This window comes from Pantoea sp. T14 (assembly GCF_036663535.1).
Lineage (GTDB): Bacteria > Pseudomonadota > Gammaproteobacteria > Enterobacterales > Enterobacteriaceae > Pantoea > Pantoea phytostimulans.
On record NZ_JAWUEB010000026.1, the window covers coordinates 289,891 to 306,943 of the forward strand.

13 protein-coding genes and 2 tRNA genes are annotated in these 17,053 nt (G+C 53.0%); 8 read left to right on the top strand and 7 right to left on the bottom strand.

Annotated features, from left to right (window positions below):
- Positions 1-968 precede the first annotated feature (968 nt).
- The 4 genes from nac to SC127_RS16510 form a co-directional block, all read right to left on the bottom strand.
- Entirely contained in the window at positions 969-1,886 is a 918-nt protein-coding gene (nac, locus tag SC127_RS16495) for a nitrogen assimilation transcriptional regulator NAC (protein WP_215848252.1), read from the bottom strand.
- 665 nt (positions 1,887-2,551) lie between these two features.
- Positions 2,552-3,577 (bottom strand): ABC transporter permease, encoded by a 1,026-nt coding sequence (locus tag SC127_RS16500; protein ID WP_243078480.1) that lies wholly within the window; start codon positions 3,575-3,577, stop codon positions 2,552-2,554.
- 23 nt (positions 3,578-3,600) lie between these two features.
- On the bottom strand, positions 3,601-5,085 hold the full coding sequence (locus tag SC127_RS16505) for a sugar ABC transporter ATP-binding protein (RefSeq protein WP_332627150.1): 1,485 nt from the start codon (positions 5,083-5,085) through the stop codon (positions 3,601-3,603).
- Positions 5,086-5,117: 32 nt separating this feature from the next.
- Positions 5,118-6,041 (bottom strand): sugar ABC transporter substrate-binding protein, encoded by a 924-nt coding sequence (locus tag SC127_RS16510; protein ID WP_215846445.1) that lies wholly within the window; start codon positions 6,039-6,041, stop codon positions 5,118-5,120.
- Between the two features lie 506 nt (positions 6,042-6,547).
- Here SC127_RS16510 and SC127_RS16515 point away from each other — a divergent pair.
- The 4 genes from SC127_RS16515 (at position 6,548) to SC127_RS16530 (ending at position 9,759) form a co-directional block, all read left to right on the top strand.
- Positions 6,548-6,623, top strand: a tRNA-Asn gene (locus tag SC127_RS16515).
- Between the two features lie 191 nt (positions 6,624-6,814).
- Complete coding sequence (locus SC127_RS16520; RefSeq protein ID WP_243077629.1) at positions 6,815-7,453, top strand: TetR family transcriptional regulator; 639 nt, start codon at positions 6,815-6,817, stop codon at positions 7,451-7,453.
- 75 nt (positions 7,454-7,528) lie between these two features.
- Entirely contained in the window at positions 7,529-8,911 is a 1,383-nt protein-coding gene (locus SC127_RS16525) for a D-arabinono-1,4-lactone oxidase (RefSeq protein ID WP_332627151.1), read from the top strand.
- Between the two features lie 17 nt (positions 8,912-8,928).
- On the top strand, positions 8,929-9,759 hold the full coding sequence (locus tag SC127_RS16530) for a glycosyltransferase family 8 protein (RefSeq protein ID WP_332627152.1): 831 nt from the start codon (positions 8,929-8,931) through the stop codon (positions 9,757-9,759).
- A 53-nt stretch (positions 9,760-9,812) separates the two neighbouring features.
- Here the strand turns inward: SC127_RS16530 and SC127_RS16535 are convergent, their stop codons facing one another.
- Complete coding sequence (locus tag SC127_RS16535; RefSeq protein ID WP_215846440.1) at positions 9,813-10,934, bottom strand: Gfo/Idh/MocA family protein; 1,122 nt, start codon at positions 10,932-10,934, stop codon at positions 9,813-9,815.
- Between the two features lie 366 nt (positions 10,935-11,300).
- On the opposite strand from SC127_RS16535, the gene SC127_RS16540 reads away from it, so the two are divergent.
- Positions 11,301-11,376: transfer RNA gene (locus SC127_RS16540), tRNA-Asn, on the top strand.
- Positions 11,377-11,487: 111 nt separating this feature from the next.
- On the opposite strand, the gene SC127_RS16545 is transcribed toward SC127_RS16540, so the two are convergent.
- Positions 11,488-12,510 (bottom strand): LLM class flavin-dependent oxidoreductase, encoded by a 1,023-nt coding sequence (locus tag SC127_RS16545; protein ID WP_243077627.1) that lies wholly within the window; start codon positions 12,508-12,510, stop codon positions 11,488-11,490.
- A 214-nt stretch (positions 12,511-12,724) separates the two neighbouring features.
- Here SC127_RS16545 and SC127_RS16550 point away from each other — a divergent pair, with 214 nt between their 5' ends.
- Positions 12,725-13,693 carry a fatty acid desaturase gene (locus SC127_RS16550; RefSeq protein WP_332627153.1) on the top strand — a complete coding sequence of 323 codons (969 nt, stop codon included), beginning with the start codon at positions 12,725-12,727 and terminating at the stop codon, positions 13,691-13,693.
- Positions 13,686-14,465, top strand: a complete 780-nt coding sequence (locus SC127_RS16555; protein WP_332627154.1) for a phosphate/phosphite/phosphonate ABC transporter substrate-binding protein — start codon at positions 13,686-13,688, stop codon at positions 14,463-14,465. Before SC127_RS16550 ends, SC127_RS16555 begins: the two co-directional genes overlap by 8 nt.
- A gap of 24 nt (positions 14,466-14,489) precedes the next feature.
- On the opposite strand, the gene fusA is transcribed toward SC127_RS16555, so the two are convergent.
- Complete coding sequence (gene fusA, locus SC127_RS16560) at positions 14,490-16,586, bottom strand: elongation factor G (protein ID WP_332627155.1); 2,097 nt, start codon at positions 16,584-16,586, stop codon at positions 14,490-14,492.
- A 141-nt stretch (positions 16,587-16,727) separates the two neighbouring features.
- On the opposite strand from fusA, the gene SC127_RS16565 reads away from it, so the two are divergent.
- Entirely contained in the window at positions 16,728-17,033 is a 306-nt protein-coding gene (locus SC127_RS16565; protein WP_215846435.1) for an ArsR/SmtB family transcription factor, read from the top strand.
- The last annotated feature ends 20 nt before the right edge of the window (positions 17,034-17,053 follow it).

Genomic DNA, 17,053 nt, shown 5'->3' on the forward strand with positions numbered 1-17,053 from the left:
GCAGATGAAACTGCCCAGCGCCTGGCGGGCGGAACCTTCACGAAGTGAGGCATCTTCACGAAGTTCGGGGCGCGAACCGGTGCCTGGGTTCAAAGCGCCGAACCGGGCGCGGTGGCTTTTTCGTTCGCCCGCCAACCGGGCAGTTTCATTTCCACCCTGCGGGCGACCGACAAGGGTTGCTGAGCGGCAACCCTTGACCCGCGCTTCCGGCCAGCCCCCTCGCCGCTTCGCGGTTCCCTCGTTTTTTCACGATTTCTGACGGACCGGACGGATTCGCCATCCTGGCTCACCCCGTCCTCTTCGCGGCATCCCTGCCGCTCGTCCTGAAATCCCTCATTCTCTCGGCGAGTGAAATGGCCTCTGGCAAACCCCGCGGCAACAGCGGCACCGTTTCTTTTATGTTTAGCACTGCTGTGAATCTCACAAACCCATTCCGCCTTCTCGCGTCTTCGGTTACTGAATTTCTACAGCCCTGTCTGTGGGCTTTAAATTTATGAACTGAGCTTTGAGCTTTGAGCTTTGAGCTTTGAGGCATCAAAGTTTCAGACGAGGATGTATATAAGAAAGAAAAGAAAGTGGCAGGCGGTGGGTGCCGGAGGCATACGGTGCGCTGAGGAAAGAGCGGAGGCCAGGGCGAGCGGCAGGGATGCCGCGAAGAGGCTGGGTCGAGCCAGGACGGCGAGTCCAGCCGGTCCGTCAGGCCGGGTGAGTGACGAGGGAACCGCGCGAAGCGTGGCGCGGAGTCTGCCGGACGCCGGGATTGTTAAGGGGCTGGCGTAAGCCCCTTAACACGTCCGCCTGCCCGGAGCAGATGAAACTGCCCAGCGCCTGGCGGGCGGAATCTTCTCAGTGCAAATCCGCTGCAAGCAAAATCCGCACTCCGTGCACTGACCTTAGCCCGCTGCAAGCGTGACATACCCACACTGGGCATTCACCACCAGCGGCTGGTCGGTCCGCAAACCGACAAATCAGCTCACTAGCATCAGCTCGCGCTCTTCTGTCAGCGGCTTATTCAATAACGACAATAGAATATTTTTTACTGCTTGCGCTGAAGGTGACAGCGGCAAACGTGCGGAGACGTTTAGCGACAGCGGCAGATTCAGCGATGGGCTGTTGATGCGCGCCATCCAGGCATTGGTTGAACCCACTAGCGAACGCGCGGCGGATTCGGGCAACACGGTAACGCCCATGCCACTGGCCACGGCGGCAGTCAGTGTGGAAATAGATTCAATCTCACCAATAATGCGCGCGCTCAGACGACGCAGTGAGAACGCTTCGTCAACGCGTTTGCGCACTGCACTGTAATCACGTGGCAAAAACAGGCTCATCTGCGCGACATCCGCCAGATCCACGGTGCTGCCAGGACAATCAGTCGCACCCACCAGATAAAGCTCTTCTTTCATTAATGGGATGCTGTTAATACCGGCCGTCGGCGCGCGATCGTACAACACTGCCATATCGAGCTGACCGTTCATCACTTTTTCATTGAGTGAACTGCCGCTGTTTTCGTGCAGATACACCAGCACATCTGGAAATTGTTCGCGGACCGTTTGCAGCAATGGCATGGTCAGCGTAGAGGCCGCTGTGCCGGGTGCAAGACCAATCGAGACTTGGCCATTCAACGCCTGTCCGGCGTTGATCACGGCTGTTTGTGCCTGCTCACACTGACGCAGAATAGTGCGTGCGTGAGCATAGAGAATTTTACCGGCTTCGGTTGGCGTTACGCCGCGCTTAGTACGGATCAGCAATTGTTGATCCAGTTCATTCTCCAGCGTAGCGACCTGCTGGCTGAGCGCAGGCTGTGCAATATGCAGCACTTCTGCTGCCTGAGTCAGACTGCCGATATCGACGATTTTAACAAAGTACTTCAGTCGTCTTAAATTCATCATGCCTCCGTCACCTTCCCCGAATAGTTAGCTGGTCGAGCCAGCCACTTTGTAGTGAAGGAAATTGCAATATGCAGGCCAGGTTGCAACATAAGGTGCCTTAGAAAAGCCAGAGTTATCCTAACGGCCCGGAAAATAAGCGTTTCTAATTACCTCTTACGGGTTAATAAGCACAAAGCATGAGTGATAGCATCAAATAACTTAGGGGCGCGCACTGATATGGTGCAGAAGTTGCGAGTCAGATGTGCAAAAAAGTGATGGCTGGTCGTACACTTTTAGTGCAGTTCGATCCAGGAGGGCGCATCAAAGACGCCTAGAGACTGCCTTAACAGATATCCAGAAGTTAATATGATGTAAACGTTATCAGTGGTTAATCTTATGATCATGAGGTTAGGCGTCGTTTGTCCCCCTCCTCAATCCTCCCCCATAAATGGGGGAGGAAGATGCTGCAATATGTCAGCTATTTACCCACATGTGGCAGCGTCTCCTTCCCCCGCGCTGCGGGGGAAGGCCGGGATGGGGGACAGCGCGCAGAGGAAGTCGTTTGTCCCCCGCCTCAATCCTATGAAGTGCGAGGTCGTTTGTCCCCCACCTCAATCCTCCCCCATAAATGGGGGAGGAAGATGCTGCAATATGCCCGCTCTGTACCTGCATGTGGCAGCGTATCAGCGTTTTTTACGGTTACGATGCATATCTATGGAGACAGCCGCGACGATGATGATGCCTTTGATGATGTCCTGAATATAAGCATCCACGCCAATGAAGGTGAATCCGCTTTTTATCAACCCGAGGATCACCGCGCCAATCAGCGTACCGGTAATGCGGCCGACGCCGCCCATTAAGCTGCTGCCACCGATGACCGCTGCCGCAATCGCATCCAGTTCGTAGGCCATGCCCATGCTTGACTGTCCGCTGCTGACGCGAGCCGCCAGCACCACGCCTGCCAGGCCAGAAAGTGCGCCCGCGATGGTATAAACGATGATCAAATATTTGTTCACGTTAATACCGGAGACTTTCGCCGAGGTCATGTTACCGCCGATGGCATAAACATATTTTCCGTAGCGTGTATGTTTCAGTGCGATATGGAACAGGAAAGCCACCACCAAAAAGATAATCACCGGCATTGCGCCCTGACCGATTGAAGTAAAGCTGTCGGAGAGGAAACTGATCGGATTACCCTGCGTGTAATACTGCGCCAGGCCGCGCGCGGAAACCATCATGCCCAGCGTGGCAATGAACGGTGGAATGCCGGTGCGGGTAATCAATACGCCGTTGACCAGGCCGCACAGTAATCCGACCCCAATCCCGGCACCAATCGGTATTGCCGCAGGCATATTCACCAGCGACGGGAACATCGGTGAAAGACTATCAGACGTTTGCGCAAGACTCGCTGCCACCACGGCTGTCAGGGCAATGACCGAGCCGGAGGACAAGTCGATGCCGGTGGTAATAATGACTTGTGTCACGCCAACCGCGATAATGCCGATGATCGCAACCTGCAGCAGAATCAAAATCAAACGGTTAGTGTTCATCAGGAACGATTGGTCGCGTACGTACCAACCGGCCATTTCAAAAATTAATGCAATACCGACCATGACAATAAAGATGCCGGTATCTCTGGGCAGCTTGTGCCGCAGATTGGTGAAAAAAGAGGGTTGCTGCTGGGATGCCGGATTGGCAGTCACTTTCATATTGCTCATAGTTTTCTCACGCCTCACTCAGATGCCAACGACAGAATGGTTTCCTGGTCGGCGTCTTCTTTATCGAGGATGCCGGTTATACGTCCGCCGTGCATAACCATCACGCGGTCGCTCATGCCGAGGATTTCCGGCAGTTCAGACGACACCATGATGATTGCCACGCCACGATTCGCCAGTTCACTGATCAAGCGATAGATTTCAGCTTTCGCCCCGACGTCAATACCGCGCGTCGGTTCGTCCAGAATCAAAATCTTGGGTTGAGCCAGCAGCCAGCGCGCAATCAACACTTTCTGCTGATTACCGCCGCTGAGGTTATTGATGATCTGATCCATGGTTGGCGTTTTGATGTTAAGACGACGAATCTGCTCCATGCAGTCCTGCGCCATCTTCACGTGACTGACAAAGCCGCTTTTGCCGCTGTATTCCGGCATGTTGACGATGCTCATGTTCTCCATCACCGACAACACCAGAAACAGCCCGGACTTTTTACGATCCTCTGTCAGAAACGCCATGCCTTTCTCAATCGCTGTAGAGGGTGAATCGATATTCACCGGCACGCCATCAATCAGCACTTCGCCGCTGTCAAAACTCTCCATACCAAACAGACTTTCCATCACCTCGCTGCGCCCTGCGCCAACCAGTCCCGCAACACCGAGGATTTCCCCTTTACGCAGCGTAAAATTGATGTCGGTGAAGCGATCTTTGCAGGTGAGATTACGCACCGTCAGCACATCTTCGCCGATGGCATTGTTGAATTTCGGGAAGAGCTGGGTCAGTTCACGCCCCACCATTTGGGTGATCAGCGACTGACGTGTAAACGCCGAGGTTTGGTTGCTGCCAATCCAGCTGCCATCACGGAAAATACTGACTTCGTCAGTAATCGCGAAAATCTCATCCATCTTATGGCTGATATAGATGATGGCTTTGCCCTGCTCACGCAGGTCGCGAATAATGGTAAACAGATGGGCAACTTCGGTTTCCGTCAGCGCGGAAGTGGGTTCGTCCATGATCACGACGTCTGAATTCCATGACACCGCTTTGGCAATTTCGACCATTTGCTGCGACGCAATACTGAGATCGCCCACCATCCGATCGGCTTTCAACCGAATATTCAGTCTGTTTAACAGCTCTTGAGTTATCTGGTTAAGCTTGCCGTGATCGACGAAGCCAAGCCTCATCGGCTCACGTCCCAGCCAGATGTTCTCAGCGACTGTCATGTACGGCACCAGATTCAACTCTTGGTGAATCATCGAAATGCCGGAACGCAACGCGTCCATCGTGTCCTGAAACTGCACCGGCTCCCCTTTAATGCGGATGGTGCCCATATCGGGACGGTACATCCCGATAAGGCACTTCATTAAAGTGGATTTGCCCGCGCCATTTTCGCCCATCAAGGCATGCACCGTTCCCGAACGCACGCGCAGCGAGACGTTGTCGAGTGCTTTAACTCCCGGGAAAAATTTGCTGATACCTTCGGCTTCAAGCGCAAAAGCGGTCATACATCACCTCCGTACGGCTAAGTCGGGAACGACTATTTCTGGTTCATGCTGGTGTATTTGGTGTAGTTCTCTTTGGTGATCAGCTGGAACGGGATATCGACCACTTTCTGCACTTTCTCGCCATTAACCAGTTTTATCGCCGTTTGCACCGCGCCTTCACCCTGACCTTTGGCATCCTGGAATACGCTGGCGACCATTTTGCCGTTCTTGATCATCTGCAACGCATCTGGCGTACCATCTACGCCCGCCACTAAAATGTGATTGTCGTTTTTGCCCAGCGCCTGTAGCGCACCGATCGCCATTTCATCGTTATTGGCGGCGATGGCCTGAATGTCATCACCTGCTGTCATCCAGTTGCTGACAACGTCAACCGCATCATTGCGGGTAAACTTCGCCGTCTGTTTTTGGATGATTTTGATGCCGGGATATTTCGCCACTACCGCTTCAACCCCTTTGGTACGTTCACGGGTTGACTCATTGGCTAAATCGCCCAATAAAATGGCAATATTGCCTTTCCCGTTCATGGATTTAGCCAATGCTTCCATCTGCAAACGCCCGGCCAGCTCAGAATCGGAACCAACATAGGCCATCTTGTCTGTGAGATCAGCCTGAGGACGACGGTTAACAAACACCAGCGCCACGCCTGCTTTTTTGGCCTGATCCAGAATCGGTTTTACCGCATTGGTATCCACCGGGTTCACGATGATGGCGTCGACGCCTTGACCGATAAAGTTCTGCACCTGCTGGAGTTGCTGCGCCACATCGCCTTTGGCATCTTCGATCTGACCTTTTACGCCATCTTTCTGCATCTCTTTCTGAATCGAGGTGCGCACAATGGTCAGAAAGTTGTCATCGAACAGCGCCATAGAGACGCCAACTTGAATATCTTTTGCCATTGCGGCGGCGGGCAACATGCAGGCTAACAGTGAAGCAACGATCGTTTTTTTAATGTTCATAGGAACCCTTCTTTATTGTTAACTTGCTCAGTGAGTTGACACCGCGAATGAAAAATATCTTTTACATTCATTCAACACTGCTGGCGTTTTTTATCAGTTTGATGAGGTAAGACTTTCGGTTTAACGCTTTTTTGTGACCGACAACTCCTTTTCACAATCACTTGATCTAAAACCATTTAATTTCAAAATCGCGTTTCACTTTTTTCACTTAATTTCCTCCGTGACCGTAAGCAGTTCGTTTGTTCCATATATTGGCGTTTTGAAATTTTTATCATAAAAGCACTGAAATGATTGTTTTAACATCGTCAAATAACAAAACTTTGACACGCCTCTAACATCTACAGAGAAATGCGCTTAAAGTGAGATCTCGTTGGCAGATTGAAAAGCAGGCGAATGCCATAAAAATGCGGCAATCCGCTGCTTTTACGAGCACTTGAACGCAATAAGACAAAGAGGGCTTTGACAACCCGCAGCAGCGTCGTTAATATTCGCCCCGTTCAAACGATTCCTCTGTAGTTCAGTCGGTAGAACGGCGGACTGTTAATCCGTATGTCACTGGTTCGAGTCCAGTCAGAGGAGCCAAATTTGAAAAGCCCGCTCAGGGAAACCTGAGCGGGCTTTTTGCTTTCCATCACACGGAGTTTTCGCGGTTTCGACGCGAGCAAACGGGCATCGGGTTCCCGGCAGAATTACCGCAGTCGCCTCTGCTGCCAAAAGCATCAAGCCGCGGCTGTGTTAAAGTATCCCTTTCATTACTCCTGTTACTGAGCCCCATGTCGGATATTACAAAACGAAAAAATGACCCGGAAGGGCTAAAAAAACGCATTGTCGCAGGTGCATTAAAAACCTTTGCTGAGTTCGGTATGCAGGGTGCGCGCATGGAGCAGATCGCTGAGAACGCGCAAACCACCAAACGCATGGTGGTGTATCACTTTGGCACTAAAGAGCAGCTTTATATTGAGGTGCTTGAGCAGGTTTATCAGGCAATTCGCCAGCATGAAACGGGCCTGAATTTGGCCGTCATGTCACCCGAAATCGCGATGACTAAACTGGTCGAAGCCAGCTTTGATTACCATGTTTCGCACCCCGATTTTATGCGTTTAGTCTGTACCGAAAACCTGCTGCGTGGCCGCTACATCAGCCAATCCGCACGCATTAAAGAACTTAATCGCAGTGCGCTGGATCTGCTGGATGACATCCTGACGCGCGGTCAGCAGCAAGGCCTGTTCATTAAAGAGGTGCAAACCATTGATGTGCATCGCCTGATCAGCAGTATTTGCGTCCACCACGTATCAAATCGCTATACCTTTAATGCGTTGTTCAGCCCGGACAACAACGAAGAGGAGAGCATCCAACGAAATCGTCACCTCGCGGTGACCGCAACGTTGCGATACATCCGCAAGCACGATTAGCAAAGCCAGCCCGCGTGGGTAATGGTCTACGCTTGATAGACGAACCCGCAAATACCTTAAAACAGGAATGCAGTTGTGAGCAGAGACGCCCGCCTTTATCCGCTTCGCCAAACTCATGTTGAACCACAAGATGACGCACTGTGGAACTGGGCACAAAACGCTCAGGTTGGCAGCCGTCAGCAGGTAAAACGTCCGGCAAACGAAGCGGAACTTCAGCAATTACTTCGCCAGTCACAATGCCAGGTACGCGTGGTTGGCAGCAAACTTTCGCCTGGCCGAATGCTACATGTGGGCGAGAACGATTTACTGCTGGATCTCAGTGCCCTTTCCGGCCTGATCGCCAGCGATGAAAACAGTGTTACTTTTGGCGCGGCTACGCCGCTGCAACAGGTTTATCGCACACTGACGGAAATGGATCGGATGCTGGGATCGTCACCTGGCGTCATTGCAGTGCAGACGCTGGCGGGTGCGATGGCTACCGGCACGCACGGCCAGGGATTACAGCAAAGTTCATTGGCGGATGAAGCGCTGCGCATTCGCATGGTGCTCGCCGATGGCTCGCTGCGTGAATTTGACCGTGGCGATGATGATTTTGCCGCCGCACAGGTCACGCTGGGCGCACTGGGCATTATCACCGCCGTGACGTTGCGCACTGAGCCGTTCCGCATTTTTACCTGCCATAAATTTGCCGTTAGCGCCGATAACCTTGAACAAGATTTACCGCGTTGGAACGACGAATATCCGCTGAGCAAAGCCTGGTGGTTTGTCGATGACAACTTGATGCATGTCTGGAATGCTCACGAAGCCAGTGACGCTGAACGTCAGCGCTATGAGCAGAACCATCGTCAGGTTGTGGAGCACGCGAATACCGGTGACGACAGCCTGAATGACACCATCGACCAAACCCTGGCACACATGCATCGCGATACGCAGATTCACGGTAAAGGCGGTAAGCAGTTCCGCACCGTGACCCGTTTCCGTGACTTTACCGATGTGACGGGCGACATCTATCAGTTATTTTGCCGTGGCATTGCGGTGCCGCAAATCAATGTGGAAATTGGCGTCCCGCTGGAAAACACGCCCGCGATCATCAGCAAGATCAAAAGCTGGTATGCAGAAAATCGTCCGCACATGCATTATCCCATTATTTTGCGCTGTACCGGCGCGTCATCCGCCTGGCTAAGCCCTTCTTACCAGCGCCCTACCTGCTATTTTGGCTTTGTGGTTTATTACGCCGATGATGGTTCACTTTCGCAGGATGGGCTGCATTTTTTGACAGAAATAGAAAAACTGCTGGTCGAAGAAGGCGGCCGTCCGCATTGGGGTAAATATTACGATGACCAGCGCTACACGTGGCGAGAAATCTACCCTAAATGGGATGAGTTCCGTGCCTTGCGCCGTCAGCTCGATCCACAGCTTCGCTTCAGTAACGACTACATCAATACACTTTTTGATTGAATTAAACGGGGAAAATCATGTTTGCTTGGGTAACGTTGTTGACTCAACCCGATTATTTAGTCGGCGTGAAAGCGCTGCACCGCTCGCTGAAACAGAGCGAAACACGCTGGCCGCTGGTGGTGATGACCACCGATGCGATCCCCTTAGCCGATCGCGAAGATTTGCAGGCCCAAGGCTGCGTTATTCACCATGTTGACCCGCTCTATCCGCGTGATGACCTGAATCAGCACTACGCATCCGCCCAGTTTGGTGAAGTCTGGACCAAACTGCGTGCCTGGCAGCTCACCGAGTGTGAGCGCGTGGTGTTTTTAGACGCCGACATGCTGGTACTGAAAAACATGGATGAGCTGTTTACGCTGGATCTCGGTGATAATCAGCTGGCGGCGTGTCACGCTTGCCGCTGTAATCCCAATAAAATTGCCTCTTACCCCGCCAGCTGGCAGCCGGAAGCGTGCCATTATACCTGGCAGGATCGCGGTGAGCCGGCACCCGCCGAGCTCGACAATTATCTCAACGGCGGTTTTCTGGTACTTAAGCCTGATAACGCGGTGTTTGAAGCGCTGGAGCAGCGCATCGCCGCTATCGATGATTTGAGTGCTTACGCCTTCTCTGAGCAAGATTTGTTGAATGAGGTGTTTGAAGGACGTTGGCTGGTGCTGCCTTACATCTACAACGCACTGAAAACACTGCCGTTTCAGCACAGCCAAATGTGGCAAGGCGATGAAGTGAAGAATCTGCACTACATTCTGGCTAAGCCGTGGAACCGCGATTTGCATCAGCCGGAAATCGAGCGTGACCGGTATTACGCGCTGGATAAACTCTGGTGGGAAAAAAGCGCCGAACGTTAATGTGCAGCCTGCCTTCCCTTGTGGAGGCAGGCTATTTACTCTCTACCTAAACCTCACACCGGCATCCATTTACGTTCCATAGCAGAGACCGCAATCGCTTCCAATACTTTCTGCACCTGTAAGCCTTCAGCGAAATCAGGCCACATTTTGTCGCCTGCCGCGATGCCATTGATTAAGTCGCGGATCTCTACTGTCTTCTGATCGTTAAAACCGATGCCGTGGCCCGCCGAAATACAAAAATTGGCATAATCGGGATGCGCCGGGCCGGTTAAAATCGTCTTAAATCCCTGACGTCCCGCGGGATCATCGTGAAGATAAAGCTCAATTTCGGCCATGCGTTCCTGGGTATAACGCAGCGTTCCCTTGGTACCGGTGACCACATAAGTCAGCCCCATTTTGCTGCCGCAGGCGATGCGTGAGGTTTCAATTACGCCGTGCGCACCATTGTTAAATCGCAGCAGTGCACTGGCCTGATCTTCATTTTCAACCGCCACGTGCTGGCTGAGATCTTTAGGATTAGGGCGCGATTTAATCACCGTCATCATATCGCCGCTCACTTCAGCAATATCGCCCACCAAATAGTGCGCCATGTTGACGATGTGCGCCGCCAGATCGCCCAGCGCGCCTAATCCTGCCAGCGCTTTTTGGCAATGCCAGTCGAGTGGGGTTTCTGGTTTAGCCAGATAATCTTCGTTGTGCGTACCGTAAAAATGCACCACTTCACCGATTTCGCCGCGCGCAATAATCTCTTTCGCCAGCTGGCTGGTGGGGTTTTTCATGTAGTTGAAGCCTACCAGCGTTTTCACGCCCGCCGCGTTGGCCGCCGCCACCATCTCTTCAGCATCCGCAACCGTCAGGGAGAGCGGCTTTTCTGAGTAGACATGTTTGCCGTGACGAATCGCTTCCAGCGCCATCTCTTTATGCAGGAAGTTTGGTGCGCAGATATCGACAACATCAATGTTGGGATCGCGTACCAGCTCGCGCCAGTCGCCAGTGGAGCGGCTAAAGCCAAAGGTGGCAGCCTGTTTTGCGGCTAAATCTGCGTTCACCTCTGCCAGCATTTCACGCACAATTTCGCCTTTAAGGGCAAAAACCGTGGGTGCTTGCGCATAGGCAATAGCGTGACAACGTCCAATATAGCCACTGCCAATCATGCCGATTCTGACTTTATTCATTTTTTACTCCGCCGGTTCAATATGAGATTAAAGCGGAATGTAAATTTCATTTAGACGCTTTTCAAAGTAGAAATGAAATAAATGTGATGATGATAAAAAACTATCGGTGAGAACCACTTAAACTGCATGCTGACAAGTATTAAGTCTCTTCTTAACACCTCACAATCACCTCATAAAATGCGGCTAAAATGGAAGCGTTCCAGAAATTTCATTTCACAGGCAGGCATTTTTTAGACGATGCAGAGCAGGCCGATTTTTACTGGCAAAAGGCGTGATTGGCGTATATTTCAGCAGTCAGACAATTTTGTGAAAAAGAGCTTTGACAAGAACATGGGGTGCCGTTAACATGCGCCCCGTTCAAGCGATTCCTCTGTAGTTCAGTCGGTAGAACGGCGGACTGTTAATCCGTATGTCACTGGTTCGAGTCCAGTCAGAGGAGCCAAATTCGAAAAGCCCGGTCTTTGCAAAAAGACCGGGCTTTTTATTGCCTGTTTTTCATGACGCACTTTTGATTGACGGTGCGTCAGCCGCGGCCAGGCCGCGGCAACAGGTGTTAACGCCAGCCGAGTTCCGGCGCAACGTATTTCAAAATAGCTTCAATCACGTGTGCGTTATACGCCACGCCAAGCTGGTTCGGCACGGTAAGCAGCAGCGTATCGGCTTCGGCAATCGCTTCATCTTGTGCCAGCTGCTTGATCAGCGCTTCCGGCTCTGCCGCGTAGCTGCGACCAAAGATGGCGCGCGTTTTCTCGTCAAGGAAACCCACGGAATCCTGTTCCTGTCCGCTGCGACCAAAATAGGCGCGGTCCATGTCATTCACCAAAGCAAAAATGCTGCGGCTAACGGAAACACGTGGCTCATGCTGATGCCCTGCAGCTTTCCAGGCTGCACGATAGGCGCGAATCTGTTTTGCCTGCTGAATATGGAACGGTTCACCGGTTTCATCATCTTTCAGCGTCGAGCTTTGCAGGTTCATGCCCATTTTCGCCGCCCATTCTGCGGTGGCGTTGGAGCCTGAACCCCACCAGATACGATCGCGCAATCCTTCCGACAGCGGTTCAAGACGCAGCAAGCCCGGCGGATTCGCAAACATCGGTTGTGGGTTCGGTTTAGCGAACCCTTCGCCACGCAGTACTTCCAAAAACTCTTCGGTGTGACGACGTCCCATATCGGCATCCGTTTCGCCCGCTTTCGGTTCGAAACCAAAGTAGCGCCAGCCATCAATCACCTGCTCTGGCGAACCACGACTCAGGCCCAGTTGCAGGCGGCCGTTGGAAATCAGGTCAGCGGCACTGGCGTCCTCCACCATATAGAGTGGATTTTCATAGCGCATATCAATGACGCCAGTTCCGATTTCAATTTTGCTGGTGCGTGCACCAACAGCCGCTAACAGCGGGAAAGGCGAGCTGAGCTGGCGAGCAAAATGGTGCACACGGAAATAAGCGCCATCAGCACCCAATTCTTCTGCCGCTACGGCTAAATCGATCGATTGTAGCAACACGTCTTGCGCTGAGCGCGTCGCCGACTGTGAAGACGGCGTCCAGTGACCAAAGGATAAAAAACCAATTTTTTTCATGTGTGACTTCTCCAGGTGGGCCATTTTCGCCCTCGCGTCATAAGACAATTCTTGATGCAGAAAGGTTACGCCAGCCGGGCCGCCACTGATAGTCAATTTCTTTCAACCCCACATTCGAGAAATTCGACATAGCTAAGAAAATTAAGGTCTTTGTCTTTCTCCCGCCTTTCTTACATCGTCTGTGAATCATGCAACGTTTCTCAGGCAGAACAGGTTGAAAACATCTCCCGGCTACATCAATGCTCAGCAGCGCCAGCTGCTTCACCAACTCGCCCGCAGCTGGCTATGGCGCAGTGAACTGCCAACCTGGCTGCTGATTATCACCGTGTATGGCGGCTGGTTCGCCACGCTGATCCACTGGCAAACGCTGGGTTTACTGCCTGCAACCTTGCTGCTGATTTGGTTCACCGCTTGGTATATGTCGCTACAGCATGAGTTGATTCATGGCCATCCGACTCGCTGGCCACGCGTTAATCAGCTGTTTGGCATGCTGCCGCTGGCGGTCTGGTATCCGTTTGGTTTGTACCGCGATTCGCATCTGGCGCATCACCGTAACCGCACGTTGACCGAGCCGGATGACGATCCTGAAACCTATTACTTTTCGCCGACGCGCTGGGCACAACTGCCGCGCTGGCAGCAACAGGTTATTCATCTGCGCAATACCTTTTTTGGTCGCCTGCTCATCGCCCCGCTGTTAGATGTGCTCGGCACGTTTAAGGCGGTGTGGCTGGCGCTATACACTTTCAACCTGCCCGCGCTAGTGATGTGGATGCTGCATTGGGCGATGCTGGTAGCGCTGTTTAGCTGGATGGCGCAACAAGGATTTTCGCCGCTGTGGTTCATGGCGGCGGTGAGTTATCCGGCGCTGGCACTGACCAAAGTGCGATCTTTTCTTGAGCATCAAGCGGCGGAAGAACCGCTGGCGCGCTCGGTGAACAACGAAGCGGCGCTGGTCTGGCGAATTCTGTTTCTCAACCTGAACTATCATTCAGTGCATCACGATCTGCCAGGCGTGCCCTGGTATGGCCTGCGCCACCTGTATCTGCTTTACCGTGAAAGCTATCACCAGCGCAATCAGGGTTTTCGCGTGGGCGGATACGCAGTGTGGTTGCGCCAGTTTTGGGCGAAACCGGTGGCTGTGAATGCTCATCCAGGACGACGTAGCGAGAAAAAGCATGACTGAACAGCTTTCATTGCCGATGTACGACATTGACCACGCCGCAACCCGGCAGTTGACGCAGGCGATTGCCGATTTGCTGGCACAGCGCGGCCTTGAAACGCAGATTATCTGGCCGGACAATCTGCTGGCACATTGGCAGGATGCGCGGTTGTTATTGAGCCAAACCTGTGGTTATCCGCTGGTCAGCAGCCTGCCTGACGTCAAGTTAGTGGGCGTATTCCACTCTACGGCAGCGGGGTGTGAAGGCGCATGCTATCGCAGCTTTTTAGTGGCGCGTGCTCCAGACAAAACCAAAACGCTGGCAGATTTTCACGGACGCCGCGCAGTCTGTAACAGCGCAGATTCTCACTCCGGCTATAACGCATTGCGCTATGTCGTGGCGCAGCAGCCTGTCGCCTTTAAGCAGGTTATTTTCAGCGGCGGTCATCGCCTGTCGCTGGCGGCGCTGCGTAAGGGAGCAGCCGATCTTGCTGCCATCGATTGCGTAACCTGGGCTTTGCTGCAACGTTATGCACCCGAAGAGCAACATGGGTTGGCGATTATCGGTGAAACGCCCTTGTCGCCCGCGCTGCCGTTGATCACCTCAGCTGCCACCTCAGACGCCACGCTGGCAGAGTTGCGCAGTGCGTTGGCAGCGTTAGTCAAAGATGAGAGATATCGGGCGGTGTGTGCGGCTAATTTGATAAGTCACTTCAGTGAGGTCGATCGGCATTTTTATCACCCCGTGCAGGAATGGGAACAGGCCGCCGCCAGGCTTGGCGTTGCACAGCTATAACGCGGCTTCCCTGCCGCATTATGCTTATTTACGTGAGGCGATGATCGCGTCGGCTACCTGTCGTGGTGCCTGCGCGTAGTGATGGAATTCCATGCTGTAAGTTGCCCGGCCTTGCGTCAGCGAACGCACATTGGTCGAGTAGCCAAACATCTCAGACAGCGGCACTTCAGCGCGAATAATGCGCCCGCCAAAATGCTCATCCATGCCCTGTACTGCCCCACGACGAGAGGAGAGATCACCCATAATGCCGCCCGCGTACTCTTCCGGCGTTTCCACCTCAACCTTCATGATCGGTTCAAGGATCACCGGATCGGCCAGTTTTGCCCCGGCGCGGAAGCCCAAAATCGCGGCCATGCGGAACGCCATCTCAGACGAATCGACATCGTGGTAAGAACCAAACGTTAATGTCGCTTTGATATCCACAATCGGATAACCCGCCAGCACACCGCTGTTCAGCGCTTCGCGAATCCCCTTCTCAACGGAAGGAATGTATTCACGTGGCACCACGCCGCCTTTGGTGGCATCGACAAAAGCAAAGCCGTTGCCCGCTGGTTGTGGTTCCAGGCTCAGCACCACGTGTCCATATTGCCCTTTACCGCCAGACTGACGCACAAATTTGCCTTCAATGTCGTGTACCGCTTTGCGCAAGGTTTCACGGTAAGTGACCTGCGGACGGCCAATATTGGCTTCAACACCAAATTCGCGTTTCAGACGGTCAACAATGATTTCCAGATGCAGTTCGCCCATGCCAGAGATAATCGCCTGGCCCGACTCTTCATCAGTATGCAGGTGGAACGAAGGATCTTCTGCCGCCAGACGTTGCAGCGCGAGGCCCATTTTCTCCTGATCGACCTTGGTTTTTGGCTCGATCGACAGCGAAATCACCGGTTCCGGGAATTCCATCTGCTCAAGCGTAATAATCGCGTTGGGATCGCACAGCGTTTCGCCCGTGGTCGCCTCTTTCAATCCCACACACGCCGCAATGTCACCGGCACGAATCTCATCGATTTCGTGTCGGGCATTCGCATGCATCTGGACAATGCGACCGATGCGCTCCTTCTTGCCTTTTACCGCGTTATACACGCTGTCGCCTTTGCGCAGCACGCCTGAATAGACGCGCACAAAAGTCAGCTGCCCCACAAAAGGATCGCTCATTAATTTAAACGCCAGCGCTGAGAACGGTTCGTCATCGTCAGTGTGACGCTCAACGATCTTGCCATGTTCATCCACACCTTGTACCGACGGAATATCGGCGGGCGACGGCATCAGCTCAATTACCGCATCCAGCATGCGCTGAACACCTTTGTTTTTGAACGCGCTGCCGCACAGCATCGGCTGAATCTCGCCAAGCAACGTGCGCTGACGAAGCCCTTCAATGACCTCCGTTTCACTGAGATCGCCCTTTTCCAGCCAGATTTCGGTCAGCGTTTCGTTGGCTTCCGCCGCAGCCGAGACCATTTTTTCGCGCCAGACTTGCGCCTGTTCGCGCAACGATTCCGGGACGTCACCGTAGCTAAACGTCATGCCTTGCGTGGCATCATCCCAGTAAATCGCCTGCATTTTATTCAGGTCAACCACGCCGACAAAATGCTCTTCGCTGCCAATCGGAATCACAATTGGCACTGGATGCGCCTTAAGGCGATCCTGCATCATCTGCACAACGCGGAAAAAGTCTGCGCCCTGGCGATCCATTTTGTTAACGAAGGCCAAACGCGGTACGCGGTATTTATTGGCCTGACGCCAAACGGTTTCTGATTGCGGCTGTACGCCGCCTACCGCGTCGTAAACCATTACCGCGCCATCCAAAACGCGCATCGACCGTTCAACTTCGATGGTGAAATCAACGTGTCCGGGCGTGTCGATAATGTTGATGCGGTGCGGCTCAAAGCTGCCGTTCATGCCAGGCCAGAAGCAACTCACCGCTGCGGATGTTATGGTGATGCCGCGCTCTTGCTCCTGCGCCATCCAGTCGGTTGTTGCAGCGCCATCGTGCACTTCCCCCAGCTTATGGCTCATTCCGGTATAAAACAAAATGCGCTCGGTGGTGGTGGTTTTACCGGCATCGATGTGCGCGGAGATGCCGATGTTGCGGTAACGTGCGAGTGGAAGGGGTCGGGGCATGATGCGTCCTTAGTCATTTTGACCATTAATGCGATGAGCACCATTTGCTCACCTGCGTCAGCAAGCTTAGACCAATGGTACGTATATATACGAACAGTTTGAGCTATAATTCATCAAATTTAGATCACTACACAGGAATTTATGATTGCGAATCACCCGGAAGCGGAGCAAATCCGCCTCGAGAATGTTTTGTTTGCATTAGGAAATCCGCTGCGACTGGAGATTGTGCAGACGCTGGCACGACAAGGTGAACAGCCTTGTGGCGCGTTGCGCGGCGAGGTAGCAAAATCGACCATGACGCATCATTGGCGCGTGCTGCGCGACAGCGGCGTGATCTGGCAACGACCGATGGGCCGGGAAAATCTGATTTCGTTACGACAGGACGATCTTGACCAGCGCTTTCCCGGCTTGCTCCAAACCTTGTTGACTGCCATCGCACATAATTAAGCATTTGATGGCTGGCAACC

Bases quoted from the DNA above. Each gene is read 5' to 3' on its own strand.
- nac (WP_215848252.1), bottom strand. From the start codon at position 1,886: ATGAATTTAAGACGACTGAAGTACTTTGTTAAAATCGTCGATATCGGC.
- SC127_RS16500 (WP_243078480.1), bottom strand. From the start codon at position 3,577: ATGAAAGTGACTGCCAATCCGGCATCCCAGCAGCAACCCTCTTTTTTC.
- SC127_RS16505 (WP_332627150.1), bottom strand. From the start codon at position 5,085: ATGACCGCTTTTGCGCTTGAAGCCGAAGGTATCAGCAAATTTTTCCCG.
- SC127_RS16510 (WP_215846445.1), bottom strand. From the start codon at position 6,041: ATGAACATTAAAAAAACGATCGTTGCTTCACTGTTAGCCTGCATGTTG.
- SC127_RS16520 (WP_243077629.1), top strand. From the start codon at position 6,815: ATGTCGGATATTACAAAACGAAAAAATGACCCGGAAGGGCTAAAAAAA.
- SC127_RS16530 (WP_332627152.1), top strand. From the start codon at position 8,929: ATGTTTGCTTGGGTAACGTTGTTGACTCAACCCGATTATTTAGTCGGC.
- SC127_RS16535 (WP_215846440.1), bottom strand. From the start codon at position 10,934: ATGAATAAAGTCAGAATCGGCATGATTGGCAGTGGCTATATTGGACGT.
- SC127_RS16545 (WP_243077627.1), bottom strand. From the start codon at position 12,510: ATGAAAAAAATTGGTTTTTTATCCTTTGGTCACTGGACGCCGTCTTCA.
- SC127_RS16555 (WP_332627154.1), top strand. From the start codon at position 13,686: ATGACTGAACAGCTTTCATTGCCGATGTACGACATTGACCACGCCGCA.
- fusA (WP_332627155.1), bottom strand. From the start codon at position 16,586: ATGCCCCGACCCCTTCCACTCGCACGTTACCGCAACATCGGCATCTCC.
- SC127_RS16565 (WP_215846435.1), top strand. From the start codon at position 16,728: ATGATTGCGAATCACCCGGAAGCGGAGCAAATCCGCCTCGAGAATGTT.